This is a genomic window from Mycobacterium sp., assembly GCF_035314665.1.
In the GTDB taxonomy this organism is placed as follows: Bacteria; Actinomycetota; Actinomycetes; order Mycobacteriales; family Mycobacteriaceae; genus Mycobacterium.
In genome coordinates, this window is record NZ_DATFZD010000045.1 from 1 (window position 1) to 12194 (window position 12194).

At 62.8% G+C, this 12194-nt stretch carries 13 protein-coding genes and 1 pseudogene; 8 read left to right on the forward strand and 6 right to left on the reverse strand.

The features are described from left to right. From VKI00_RS03340 to VKI00_RS03350, 3 genes are all read right to left on the reverse strand, one after another. A partial coding sequence (locus tag VKI00_RS03340) for an enoyl-CoA hydratase/isomerase family protein (protein WP_324435378.1) occupies nucleotides 1-177 on the reverse strand: 177 nt, incomplete at its 3' end. Nucleotides 178-255: 78 nt separating this feature from the next. After that, a complete protein-coding gene (locus tag VKI00_RS03345; protein ID WP_324435362.1) occupies nucleotides 256-1053 on the reverse strand; it encodes an SDR family NAD(P)-dependent oxidoreductase in 798 nt (265 codons plus the stop codon). Then, entirely contained in the window at nucleotides 1050-1949 is a 900-nt protein-coding gene (locus VKI00_RS03350; protein ID WP_324435364.1) for an alpha/beta hydrolase, read from the reverse strand. Before VKI00_RS03350 ends, VKI00_RS03345 begins: the two co-directional genes overlap by 4 nt. Nucleotides 1950-2123: 174 nt before the next feature. Between VKI00_RS03350 and VKI00_RS03355 the strand changes: the two are divergent. Next, nucleotides 2124-2285, forward strand: a pseudogene (locus VKI00_RS03355) (transposase); the annotation flags it as partial. A 738-nt stretch (nucleotides 2286-3023) separates the two neighbouring features. On the opposite strand, the gene VKI00_RS03360 reads toward VKI00_RS03355, so the two are convergent. The 3 genes from VKI00_RS03360 to VKI00_RS03370 are packed head-to-tail and all read right to left on the reverse strand — an operon-like array spanning nucleotide 3024 to nucleotide 6286. After that, the gene (locus VKI00_RS03360) at nucleotides 3024-3836 is read right to left on the reverse strand and encodes an enoyl-CoA hydratase/isomerase family protein (protein ID WP_324435366.1); all 813 of its coding nucleotides are present in this window, start codon (nucleotides 3834-3836) and stop codon (nucleotides 3024-3026) included. Between the two features lie 22 nt (nucleotides 3837-3858). Then, nucleotides 3859-4740, reverse strand: coding sequence for an SDR family oxidoreductase (locus VKI00_RS03365; protein ID WP_324435367.1), 882 nt, complete (start codon nucleotides 4738-4740; stop codon nucleotides 3859-3861). 19 nt (nucleotides 4741-4759) lie between these two features. Next, nucleotides 4760-6286: a long-chain-fatty-acid--CoA ligase gene (locus VKI00_RS03370; RefSeq protein ID WP_324435368.1), complete on the reverse strand. Its 1527-nt coding sequence runs from the start codon at nucleotides 6284-6286 to the stop codon at nucleotides 4760-4762. 211 nt (nucleotides 6287-6497) lie between these two features. On the opposite strand from VKI00_RS03370, the gene VKI00_RS03375 reads away from it, so the two are divergent. The 7 genes from VKI00_RS03375 to VKI00_RS03405 form a co-directional block, all read left to right on the forward strand. Beyond that, the gene (locus VKI00_RS03375; protein ID WP_324435369.1) at nucleotides 6498-7262 is read left to right on the forward strand and encodes a hypothetical protein; all 765 of its coding nucleotides are present in this window, start codon (nucleotides 6498-6500) and stop codon (nucleotides 7260-7262) included. 210 nt (nucleotides 7263-7472) lie between these two features. Further along, nucleotides 7473-8072: a cytochrome c oxidase subunit 3 family protein gene (locus tag VKI00_RS03380; protein ID WP_324435380.1), complete on the forward strand. Its 600-nt coding sequence runs from the start codon at nucleotides 7473-7475 to the stop codon at nucleotides 8070-8072. 3 nt (nucleotides 8073-8075) lie between these two features. Continuing rightward, a complete protein-coding gene (locus tag VKI00_RS03385) occupies nucleotides 8076-8336 on the forward strand; it encodes a cytochrome C oxidase subunit IV family protein (protein ID WP_324435370.1) in 261 nt (86 codons plus the stop codon). A 168-nt stretch (nucleotides 8337-8504) separates the two neighbouring features. Then, nucleotides 8505-9254 (forward strand): PaaX family transcriptional regulator C-terminal domain-containing protein, encoded by a 750-nt coding sequence (locus tag VKI00_RS03390; protein ID WP_324435372.1) that lies wholly within the window; start codon nucleotides 8505-8507, stop codon nucleotides 9252-9254. A 207-nt stretch (nucleotides 9255-9461) separates the two neighbouring features. Continuing rightward, a complete protein-coding gene (locus VKI00_RS03395; protein WP_324435374.1) occupies nucleotides 9462-10628 on the forward strand; it encodes an acyl-CoA dehydrogenase family protein in 1167 nt (388 codons plus the stop codon). Between the two features lie 17 nt (nucleotides 10629-10645). Next, nucleotides 10646-11455, forward strand: a complete 810-nt coding sequence (locus tag VKI00_RS03400; RefSeq protein WP_324435376.1) for an enoyl-CoA hydratase/isomerase family protein — start codon at nucleotides 10646-10648, stop codon at nucleotides 11453-11455. A gap of 18 nt (nucleotides 11456-11473) precedes the next feature. After that, nucleotides 11474-12194, forward strand: a 721-nt coding sequence (locus VKI00_RS03405; RefSeq protein WP_324435377.1) for an SDR family NAD(P)-dependent oxidoreductase, incomplete at its 3' end; no start/stop codon positions are given.

Consider the following 12194-nt stretch of genomic DNA (forward strand, 5'->3'; position numbering starts at 1 on the left):
GGCGCCCGAGAGCACCACCGCACCGACCGCGGCGTCGCGCTCCCAGCCGGCCAGAACAGCGCGCAGCTCATCGACCATGCCCTGGTTCAGCGAGTTGATCGCCTTGGGCCGATTAAGCGTCACAAAACCGACACCGTCTTCAACGCGGCTCAAGACCTCGACGGGCGCATCTATCACCTTGCATTGCTCCTTAGTCAGGGCACGGCGTGGGCGAAACTTGGCCACACGGCGTAGGGGGAATGTGTCGCGGCAGGTCTATGCCGCCGAGATACCCCCGTTGACGCTGATCGCCTGCCCGGTCAATCGCGCGGCCGCAGGGCTACACAGGAAGACCGTCAACGCAGCGATGTCGTCGGCGGTCGGCACACCGAGCTGGGCTTGCTGCGCCGCCCGGGCAAAGAGCTTGCCGCTGAACCCGTCGGCAGTGATGCGTTCGGTGGAGGCGGTGCCGTAAACCAGCGACGGCGTCATCGCATTGGCGCGGATGCCGTAGCGCTTCTCCTCGATGGCGATCGTTCGAGTGAACATCACGATCGCGGCCTTTGCCGCACCGATAATTGCTTCACCCGGCGTGGCGGTCTTCGCCGCATCGGATGCCACATTGACGATGACACCTGTTCGGCGGTCGCGCATGCCAGGTAGTACCGCGCTGGCCATATGCATTGACGGCAGCGCTAGCTGGGTAAGCATCTGACCGATATCGGTACTCGGAATGTCGATGAACAGCTCAGGCCGCACGTCCGCGGCGGTGCTGCACATCAGGATGTCGATACCGGACAGGATCTGGTCTGCCTGTGTCGCAATAGCTGCGGCCGCGACAGGATCCGTTGCGTCGCCGACGACAAAGTGTGCGGCAGCACCGAGTTCGGCGATCGACTTCGCGGCCAGCTCACCGCGTTCGGCGTTGCGACCGGCGATCACGATCCGCGGTACGCCGGCCGCTGCAAGCGCCCGGGCCGAGGCCAGCCCGATGCCGGCCGTGCCGCCAACGATTAATGCGGTTGACGCGTCAAGGTCTTTGGGGGCCGGTAGATCCGCCCTGGTGTCAGTCATGCGTTCGTCCTCACTATGGGAAGCTCCGATACACGCTGTAGCCACTGCAGAAGGTCATCGATCACCTCTGCCCGGTTGATCTCGTTGAGGATCTCATGCCGACCGTCGTCGTAGACACGGACAGTGACATCAGTCAGACCCGCCGCGCGGTACCGGTCTACCAGTGCCCATAACAACGTGAGACCCCCGTTGACAGGGTCCTTCGATCCCACTGCCAGGTACATCGGCAGGTTGGCCGGCATGCGTGCCACCTCGGCGGGGTCGGCGAGTCTTCGGGCACCGACGAACATGTCTCTCGCCGACACGGTGTCGATACCGAATCCGCACAATGGATCGGCGAGATACGCGTCGACGACGGACTCGTCGCGCGAAAGCCAGTCGAAATCGGTCCGGGCCGGCTGGAACGGAGTGTTGAAGGCGGAGAGGTCCAGATCGTTGGAAAGGTCCAAGGCCGGCTCGAGAAGGTCGAGAGCAGTAGTCCCAGTCAACGCGACCGCGTGGACGTCGGCCGCGTGATCCAGCAGAAATTGTTGAGTCGCAAACGAACCCATGCTGTGGGCAATAATCACCGCCCGCAGGTGAGGATGGTCTGATTTCGCTTGACCGATCACCAGACTCAGATCGTCGACTAGCGCCGACCAGCCATCAGGTCCTAGCTCGCCGGGTTCGTGGTTGCGGGCGAGCGAGGCGCCGTGTCCACGGTGGTCATGTCCATAAACTTCAAAGCCCTGGGCGATTAGCGCGATGGCAATGTGGTCGTATCGGCGAAGATGCTCGCCCATGCCATGAACAAGTACGACGACTCCCGCGCCCTTTTGACCCCGATCAGCCGCCCAGCGATAACCGACAAGCTTGCGGCCGTCGGCGGAGCGGTAGCTAAACGTGTCTGGCTCCATCACCGGGTTCCGCCCGCAGAAGGGCGCCGAGAAACCGGCAAGTGGGCCATGCGCATCATGGTAATAACATTAGAATGGTCAGACCGAAGTGGTCAAGTATCAGCGAGGGGCCCAGCTGAGTGGCCACTGCAGGCGTAGAGAGGTGCAGCCTGATCGTCAAGCACATCCTCGCCCTTGGCTGAGGGTAAGGACACTGCGGCGGTGTGCCGCAAGCTGGGTTTCTCGGAAGCGACGTATCACCGCTGGCGTAACCAGTTCGGCGGCTTGAAGGTCGAGGACGCCAAACGGCTCAAGGACCTTGAGCGCGAGGACGCCACCCGCAAACGGTTGTTGGCCACGCAAGCGGCTTGATGGGTACCCAGAGCGCAGTCGAATGCGCGTAGACACATTTCGGTGAGGTCAGCCCGCGAGATATTCTGCGACTGAATCCATTTCACGCAGGCTGCGCGGACGAACGCCAGCCAGCCCTCTACGGCGATCTCGGTGACATCGCGCAGACGTCCCTCCGCGACGAGTTCATTGACCAGGCGTTGGCCCACGACGTTTAGCTCTTCGGAGATGATCGCCTGGGTCGCCGGGTCATCCGATAATGCGCTGCGGTTGATCGCGACTGCTTCAAAGGGATGATCGACAAAAGATTGGATGTGGGCCTCGAGTCCGGCGGCAAGCTGTTCTGCCAGCGGTAGCTGCGGATCAGGGCTGACGCGTGCCAGGAACCGGCTACTAGTGCGCTTGAATATCGCTACGTATAAGTGTCGCTTGCTCGGATAATAGTGATACAGCGTCGCTCTCGACACAGCCGCGCGCGGCGATGTCCTCCACGAAGACATCTTCATATGGCTTTTCCGCGAACAGCGCGGCTGCGGTGTCGAGCAGGTGTTCGCGTCGCTGCTGGGGCTTTAGCCGGCGTGGTGTCACGTGCAGCCACCGCCGACATCCGCCCCTGGGCTACCAACCGACGGCCCGCTACGCTGCCACCCGTGCCCACCAAAGAACGACTCTCGTTCGCCGTGGACCAGTTTCCGGGGTCCGGTCAGGGGCAACAGCTCAGTCATGTCTTTGGCGGCTGCGCGGTCACAGGGGAGTGGCTGTCGCCCCGGCTCGGCCGCGATCGACCTTGTCGAAGAACTGTTGTGATCGCTCCATCACGCTTACGTTGCCGCCGCATAGGGCGTAACCCCACATCGCCTCGACACGCAGCTGGTCATACAAAGGGCGGCCGATGATTTCGAGCACCGTCTCCTTAGCCGATTCGATCGCGGCCTGGTCACAGCGCAGGACCTGCTGCACCACGGCGTCGGTCTCCTCCATCAGCTTCTCGTGTGGCACCACTCGGGAGACCATGTTCGCGGTCAGCGCGCGCTCGGCAGAGATCGGCTCGCCGGTCAGCAGCATCTCCAATGCAAACCCGACACCGCACGTGTTGACCAGACGCGGGATGCCGCCGTCCGCTGGATGCATTCCGCGACGCACCTCGAAGGTGCCGAACTGTGCGCGCTCTGAGGCGATCCGGATGTCGCACGCCATCACCAGCTCAACCCCGTGCCCGACGCACCAGCCATTGATCGCGGCGACAATGGGCTTGGTGATGCGCGACAGCGGTCCCCGGGTGATTCCGCACAGCCCGTCCTCGAGCCGTTCGCGCCCCACCATCGGCCCGACCGTCTGCCACTCGGGCGCATGGGTTTTCAGATCGGCACCGGCGGTGAAGGCGTCGCCGGCTCCGGTGATCACCGCGACGCGAAGCTCTGGGTCGTCACGGAAGTCACGCCATATGTCACAGAGCAGCTCGTGGGCTTCGATGTCGATGGCGTTCTTGACCTCTGGGCGGTTGAGGGTGATGTAGGCGACTTCACCGCGCTTGTCGTAGAGCACCTTTGCTGTCATAACAGGACCTTTCCATTCAAGGCTAGTTGGGCAGGTTGGTCTCGAGGATCGTGGGCATTGCCGAGCGGTGGAACCCGTCGAACGGGGTGTTGTGTTGCACCGGTTGCAGTTCCCACCACCCGGGCTTGGCGTTCGGCGCGCCGCCGTCGACACGAAGGCAGGTCCCGGTGATGAAGCTGGCGGCCGGCGACAACAGGAACACGACCGCCGCGGAGACCTCGGCGTCGGTCCCGAAGCGCTGCAGAGGGATTTCGCGGGCGACCTGGTTACGGATGAAGTCGGTGTCCTTGCTGTCGTAAGTGTCCAGTCCGCTCGATGCGATGGAACCGGGTGCGATGGTATTAACCCGCACACCCGCGGCGGCCCATTCGGTTGCGACTGATTCACTGAGCGTCAGCATGCCGCCACGCGCGGCGGCGGAGTGCGCGAAATGCGGCCAGCCGTGCCAGATGTCGGCGATCATATTCACGATCGCTCCGCCGTGCTCCTTCATCCACTTGGTGTAGATCTCGCGCATGACGATGAAGCCACCGGTCAGGTTGTTGCGTACGACCGCCTCAAAACCCTTGGTGGTGATGGCCTCGAGGGGTGCCCGGTATTGGCCGCCGGCGTTGTTGAACAATCCGTCGATGCGTCCGTGTTCGGTGAGGATAGCGTCGATGACGTCGCTGACGGCGGTTTCATCGCGGATGTCAGCGGAGTGGATGGAAACCCGCCCGCCGTCGGAGTGGATCTCGGCCTGCACAGCATCGAGTTTGTCGGTGTTGCGCCCGACGATCGCCACGCGGGCGCCCAGCGCGGCGAGTTCGTGCGCAGTGCATCGCCCGATCCCGCTGCCCCCGCCGGTGATCACGACCGTCTGGCCGGCGAACAGGTCTTCTTTGAAAATTGATTGATAGCCCACGAATGCTCTCCTTTAGGACTTACCCCTGAAGTTGTTGGCGCAGAGCCGCTTTCTGCACCTTTCCGCTCGCGGTGTGCGGCAGCGTGTCCAGTAGGTGGATCTCTTTTGGAACCTTGTATCCCGCGATGAGGTCGCGGCAGTGCGACGCCAGGTCGGACACGTCAACCAGCTTGTCGGGATAGGTGACAACGAAGGCGACTACGCGTTCTCCCCACTTTTCATCTGGGGCGCCGACCACGACGGCCGATTCCACCGAGGGGTGCGACATCAAGGCGCGTTCGACCTCGGCCGAATAGATGTTCTCGCCACCGCTGACGATCATGTCCTTGAGACGGTCAACGAGGAAAAGGTTGCCTTCCTCGTCGCGCATGCCGGCATCGCCGGTGTGATACCAACCGTCCCTGATCGCGGCCGCGGTCGCGTCGGGTTTGTTCCAGTAACCGCTGAACATCCACGGGGAGCGGACCAAAACCTCGCCGGCATCGCCGGAGGGCACGTCGCATCCGTTCGCGTCCACTATTCGCAGCTCCACACCGGGCATTGGTTGGCCACAGGATTTCAGAAGTCCGGGATCCTCGAGGCGGTGCTGCTCGGGCCGCAGCAGTGTGATGATTAAAGTCTCTGTGGTGCCGTAGAACTGCACGAAATCGCAACCGAACACGTCTAGCGCTTGTTGCAGGGTGTGCTGTCCGATGGGCGAGCCCGCGTAGAGAATTCGGCGCAGCGATGAGAAATCAGCCGAGTTTGTTGACGCGTGGTCCAGCAGCATTTGCATCGCTGTGGGAACCACGCAGGTCACGGTGGGCCGATGTTGCTCGACAGCAAAGGCGAAGGCTGTGGGCTCGAACGCGGGCAGGGTCGCCAAGGACGCACCGTGATACAGCGCTGGGAGCGACACCAAGGTGCCGGCCAGGTGGAAGTTCGGCATGACCATCAGGCCGACGTCATGGGAGTCCCAGTTCGCTGACGGCTCCGTCGCTGCGGCACGGAACCAATTCATCAAGGCGCCATGCGTAATCGGCACGCCCTTAGGGGCAGCGGTGGTGCCCGACGTATAGCCCAGCAGGGCGGTGGCGCTGTCGGGCACCGCAATCCGCGGGTCTGCGGAGCCGCCACGCGAAAACCACTGGTCTAACTCGTCTTCGGGGATCACCTGCACAGCCGTCTCCGTCGCCTGGCGGACCCGCTCTGCGAGTTCGGTGAAGTCACGTCCTGCGAAGATCAGCGATACGTTTGCGTCGTGCACAACTTCCACGAGTTCCGCCGCTGCGCTGCGCCAGTTCAGCGGCGTAAGTGCACATCCCGCTTTGTTCGCGCCTACCCAGATCTCGAAGAAGGCCGCCGAGTTCTTGCCCAGAAAACCGATGTGGGACCCGGGCCGGATACCCGCCGCGATAAGCGTATTGGCGATGCGGTTCGACCGGTCGTTCAGTTGCGCGTAGGTGACAACGCGGCCGCCGTCAATCAATGCGGCCTTGTTAGGCGTCTTGCCCGACCAAACCCGCGCCATGTCGGGGAGGCAACAGATACCGAACGTGACGCTCAAGGCACTTCCCTACGCCGAATGTTTTAATGGTCAGACCATAAGGCCGAAGGTACTGGTTGTCAACGCCCCTGCGCGAACGCAGGGGCCCCTTCCTTGGGGGTGTTGCCATGACGCCCTAGCGATGTTACAATTCTGCAGCATCTGATGTTTTTATGTGCGCACGCGCGCACAATCGACGATCAACCGGAAATCGATCGGACAGGAGCGATAGATGGATCAGAAAGCCAGCCTCAGATTCCAGCTCATTAGCGCCTGGTGTGGCCCCGCCTTCTTGGTCACTTTCGTGCTGTTCTGGGGGGTGATCGGGCACAACATCCCGAATCCGTCACCCGCGTTGAGCGCGGGTGACCTCGCCGCTCGCTATTCGCAGCACCTCGGGCAGATTCGACTGGGCTTCATCGTCGCCCTCATCATGGTCGTTTTGTACATGCCGTGGTGTTCTTACATCAGCACCCGGATGGCGCGGATCGAGGACGGGTACCCGGTGCTGGCTAACCTGCAGCTCATCGGTGGGGCGCTGACCGTCATGGTCGTGTCGTTCAGCTGCTGCTTCTGGGCCGTCGCGGCATTCCGGCCCGAGCGGGACCCGGCGCTGATCCAGCTGCTCACCGACACCGGCTGGCTGGTCATCGACCTGCAGTATGCATGCACGACGTTGCAGATGGTGGCGCTCGCCCTGGCAGTTCTGGCGGACCGGAAAAACAAGGCGACGCCTCTCATGCCGAACTGGGTGTGCTACCTCACCATCTTCTGCGCGGTCTCCTTCTTCCCGGCGAGCCTCACCGGCGTTCTGAAGACCGGCCCGTTCGCCTGGAATGGCGTCATGAGCTACTACTTCCCGTACTTCTGCTGGCTGTGCTGGGAAATAACGGCAAGCACGTTTTTGATCAAGGATGTTCGTCGGCGCATGCGCGAGTTCGAGAGCAGCCGCGCGGTGGCTGGCGGGGATCCTCGGGCGACGGCTCTCGCCAACTGACCTGCACCATCGGTCAGGTGCCTTTCGGTTGGTCGCGGCTCCCGTCCGCGATTCGACAGTGTCGCGACCAAAGTTCGCACGCGTCGTGCGCGGTCGGGAGCGGACGAGGCCATCCGTGCCTGACGTCCTGCCCGCGTCATTGCTCAGCGGTGGTCGGACAACGACCGGTCACCTCGTCGCTTAGGGAAAGTGTTGATGAGTAGTGCTGTGATGAGTCCGGAAACCGACACCCAGTTCGTATCGGTAGGCGATCCAAAGCGGCGGCTGCCCGGAGTCGAAGGCGTGTGGGTATTCGTGATCGCCGACATGACGGTCTTTGCCGTCCTGTTCGGGTCGTTCATCGTCGGCCGGCATCACAACCCCGGCCTCTTCGAAGCCTCCCGACACGCCCTGAACCCGAACTTCGGTGGTGTCAACACGCTCATCCTGCTCACCAGCTCGTGGTTTGCCGCGCTCGCGCTCGACGCCGTGCGGAAGTCCCGTTTTGCGCTGGCGCAGCGTTTCATCGGCGGCGCTTTTCTCTGCGGCCTCGCGTTCATGGTCTCAAAGGGCATCGAGTACACCGAGAAGTTAGATGCCGGCATCAGCCTGTTGACCAACGACTTCTTCATGTATTACTTCACGCTGACCGGAATTCATCTGTTCCACGTCGTGGCGGGCAACGTGGTGCTGCTCGTGCTGTGGTTCATGGCCCGATCCCGGTCGTTCGACCCAGAGCGGCCCGTCGTTCTCGAATGCGGCGCGATCTACTGGCACATGGTCGACCTGCTTTGGATCATCCTGTTCCCGCTGCTGTATCTGGTGAGGTGAGTAGTGGAGTTGCTTCGCAAGCCGGTCAGTATCGTGTGGGCCGCGTTGATGCTGGCCACCTGCGCATCGACCTGGTTGCTTTCGAAGAACTCGGTTACGCCCGAGGTGGCGACGGTGGCCATCATGCTCGTCGCCGCCGTTAAGGTGCGATTGGTGATTTGGCACTTCATGGAGGTGCGTTGGGCGCCACTGGCGCTGCGGCTGGTCTGCGACGGCTGGTTGCTCGCGGTCACCGCGCTGATCGTGAGCGTCTACCTGGGGTGATCCGGCGCCCCGCCGTCAGATGTACCGTCCGCGCAGGCCGACCCACCCGTCACTGCCGGATCGGGCTGTACTAAGGAATTGGGCTACCTGTGCACCGCAATAGGTTTGAATTGCCGATGCGTGAGCGCGTTGCGATCGATGTTGTAGGACAAGTGATGGAGTTCATGTATGTCTCCCGCCGTTCCTGACCGTCACCTGCCGTCGATCACCCCGCTTACCGCAAGGTCGGTCGCGTTGAGCACTCTGCTCGGATACCACCCCCCGGCGCTTCCAGTTAGCGCCTTGGTGAAGGTTGGGGAGCTTCTCGGGATCGCCGACCGCGCCACCCGCGTTGCCCTGACGCGCATGGTGAAGGACGGCGACGTGACCGTCGAGAATGGCGTGTACCGCCTGTCCGAGCGGTTGCTGCGACGGCAGGCCCAACAGGATGCGCTCACCTCGCCCCCCACTCGGCGGTGGACTGGGGGTTGGGAGATGGCCATCGTCACAAGCACGACCCGGCCGTTGGCCGAACGCGTGGCCCTGCGTAAGAGCATGGTGCGGCACCGGATGGGCGAGTTGCGCGAGGGGGTGTGGATGCGGCCTGACAACCTCTCTCGCGAACTCGACGGGGTCATCGCCGAGCAGTGTGAGTTTTTTGTCAGTCATCACTCTGACTCGTCGAGCCTGGCAGCGTCGCTCTGGGACTTGCCCGGATGGGCGGCCGAGGCGGACCGATTGCTGACGGTGCTCGACGAGGCAGAGAGTCTCGCCCAAGGGTTCATCGCTACAGCGGAGGTAATCCGACACCTGCTGCTCGATCCGTATCTGCCGGACGAGCTGCTCCCATCGAGGTGGCCAGGCAATCGACTTCGAGAGCGTTACACCGATTTCAACGCCAACTATTCAGAGCGTCTCCGAAAGTACAGCGGCGGATAGTCGGGGCCGAGGCGCCTCGCGCGCCTCCTCGGTCGGGCGTGACGTGACATCGGCGAACAAATACACATCATGCGATGCTATTATGTATCATGGTGGCAACTGAGGTGTCGGGCACTGGATCGGCTGCCGTCCGGCATGTCATCGTCGCGTTCGTGCGTCGCGACGGCCATCGCACCGAGGTCGCCACCAGTCACCACGAGGAGAGCCATGAAGGGACCCTTGAGCTTCTCGATCAGCGCGGAGCAACAGGCGCTCGTCAATGTGGCACGCGGCTTCGGTGAGCAGCAGCTGGCTCCGTATTACAAGCAACGCGAGCGGGAAGGTGCGTTCGACCGCGCGACATTGCGGGCTATGGGCAACCTCGGACTCTTCGGGGTAGAGCTGCCTGAAGAGTATGGCGGCCTCGGACTTGACTGCACGACAGCGGGTCTCGTCCTTGAGGCCGTCTGCCGCTCCGACTACAACATCGGCCAGTTGATGGTGACGATGTCGCTGAGCGGCGCGATCATGGCCCGGCACGGAGATCCCGCGGTGGTCGCGCCGTGGCTGCGCGGTGTGACCGCCGGCGCGATGATCCCGGCAATCGCCCTGACTGAGCCGGGCGGCGGATCGGACGCCGCGAACCTGACACTGCGGGCAACCAAAGACGGTGCTAGCTACATCCTCGACGGCGAGAAGACGTCGACTAGCTTTGCGACCCAGGCGACGTTCGCGATCGTCTGGGCCCGCACGGGTGTGCAGTCCAGCGGTGCGCGCGGAATCAGTGCCTTCCTTGTCGCCCTCGACCTGCCGGGCATCAAAACCAGCGAGTTCGACGATCTCGGCGGTCGGTGCGCCGGGCGGGGATCGGTGCACTTTGACGGCGTGGTAATACCGGCAACGCACTTGATCGGCCGGGAAAATGACGGCTTCGTCCAGGTGATGCAGGGCTTCGACTACAGCCGTGCGCTGATCGGGCTTCAGTGTTTAGCGGTCGCCCGCCAGTCGCTTGACGAAACCTGGACGTACACCGCTGAGCGGACCAGCTTCGGTAAACCGCTGATCGCGCATCAGGGCGTGTCGTTCCCGATGGCCGAGGCCGAGACCCAACTTGAGGCATGCCGGTTGCTGTGCCTGAAGACGTTGTGGCTCAAGGACCAGGGGTTGCCACATACCGCCGAGGCGGCGATGTGTAAATGGTGGGGACCCAAGTTGGCGTTCGACATCGTTCAGACGTGTCTGCTGCTCAACGGGCACGGTGCTTACACCGAGGAAATGCCCTACGCGCAACGCCTGCGAGATGTCCTCGGCTTGCAGATCGGCGACGGCACCGCGCAAGTCATGAAGCTGCTTATTGCCCGACACAAGGCCGGACGCGGCGCGGTCTCGGCATGACTCCGGAGGGAACCGCTATGGCCAAGGTGATCTACGAAAAGCGTGGTCAAATCGCGTATATCACGCTGAACCGGCCCGAGGTTCACAACGCCATCGACACCGAGACCGATGAGCTGCTGTTCGAGGCGTGGACAGATTTCCGCGACGATCGGGATGTTCGAATCGCGATCCTCACCGGGTCCGGGGACAAGTCCTTCTGTGCCGGCGCCGACCTCAAATCGCATGTCGATCCCTGGCTCAACGCCGGGCCCGAACTCGGACGCAGCCTACTCGAGAACGGGTTCGCGGGCCGGATCACCCGAGGGCTACATCGGACGCCCAAACCGATCATCGCGGCGCTGAACGGCTGGGTCATCGGAGGCGGCATCGAACTTGCCCTAGCCTGCGACATCAGGATCGCCTCCGAGCACGCGAACTTCGGCTTCTTCCACATGCGGCGTGGCATGCATTTCGCCGACGGGGGCATCGTCCGGCTGGTCAACACGGTCGGGGTGGGTATCGCGATGGAGCTGGAGCTGATGGGTGAACCCATCGACGCGCAACGGGCCAAAGAAGTGCATCTGGTCAATCGGGTTGTGCCCCATGGCGATCTGATGACCACGGCCGAGGACATCGCAGCAAAGATTCTGCGCAATCCCAGGGCCGCAGTGGAATCAGCGAAGCAGACCATCCTCGAGGTGGTGGGCCGACCCTTGGACGACCAACTCAGGCTTGAGTGCCTGTATGGCTATTCGACCATGGGCAATCCGGAGATCGTCGAACGGAAGCAAGAGTTCATCGAACGGCGCGACGCCGACCGGGTGACGACGCGCCCCGACTTCCACTAACAGCCCAGGACGGAAAACATGCCCTACAACTCGATCTACCGCCGGGACCTGTTTCGTGACCACATCGTCGTCGTCACCGGCGGCGGGAGCGGTATCGGGCGTTGCACGGCCCATGAGTTGGCGTCGCTCGGTGCTCACGTCGCGATCGTCGGGCGCAACGAGGTCAAGCTCGGGCGTGTGCTCTCCGAGATCGAATCCGACGGTGGTTCGATTTCCACGCATGTCGCTGACATTCGCGATGAACGCGCGGTCATCGCCACCGTCGAGCGGGTGCTGGCCGACCATGGCCGCATCGACGGCCTGGTGAACAACGCCGGCGGCCAATATCGCGCTCCGATGAGAACCATCTCGACAAAGGGGTTCGAGGCCGTGGTCAGCAGCAATCTGACCGGTGGATTCATCGTCATGCGGGAGGTCTACAACCGGTGGATGGTCGATCACGGCGGCACGATCGTCAACATGATCGCCGACATCTGGCACGGCTGGCCACATTTCTCCCATTCCGCGGCGGCGCGCGGTGGAATGCTCGCGCTGAGCGAGTGCGCAGCGACGGAATGGGCCGAATCGGGTGTCCGGGTCAACACGGTCGCCCCCGGATCGATCGCGTCGCAGGGTCTGGATACCTACGAGGACAAGGACACCGCGTTTATTCGCAACGACCTGACGCCTGGTATCCCGTTGCAGCGGTTCGGAACTGAAGCTGAAGTCTCGGCGGCGATCGTCTTTCTGCTGTCGCCGG

Bases quoted from the DNA above. Each gene is read 5' to 3' on its own strand.
- VKI00_RS03345 (WP_324435362.1), bottom strand. From the start codon at position 1,053: ATGACTGACACCAGGGCGGATCTACCGGCCCCCAAAGACCTTGACGCG.
- VKI00_RS03350 (WP_324435364.1), bottom strand. From the start codon at position 1,949: ATGGAGCCAGACACGTTTAGCTACCGCTCCGCCGACGGCCGCAAGCTT.
- VKI00_RS03360 (WP_324435366.1), bottom strand. From the start codon at position 3,836: ATGACAGCAAAGGTGCTCTACGACAAGCGCGGTGAAGTCGCCTACATC.
- VKI00_RS03375 (WP_324435369.1), top strand. From the start codon at position 6,498: ATGGATCAGAAAGCCAGCCTCAGATTCCAGCTCATTAGCGCCTGGTGT.
- VKI00_RS03380 (WP_324435380.1), top strand. From the start codon at position 7,473: ATGAGTCCGGAAACCGACACCCAGTTCGTATCGGTAGGCGATCCAAAG.
- VKI00_RS03390 (WP_324435372.1), top strand. From the start codon at position 8,505: ATGTCTCCCGCCGTTCCTGACCGTCACCTGCCGTCGATCACCCCGCTT.
- VKI00_RS03395 (WP_324435374.1), top strand. From the start codon at position 9,462: ATGAAGGGACCCTTGAGCTTCTCGATCAGCGCGGAGCAACAGGCGCTC.
- VKI00_RS03400 (WP_324435376.1), top strand. From the start codon at position 10,646: ATGGCCAAGGTGATCTACGAAAAGCGTGGTCAAATCGCGTATATCACG.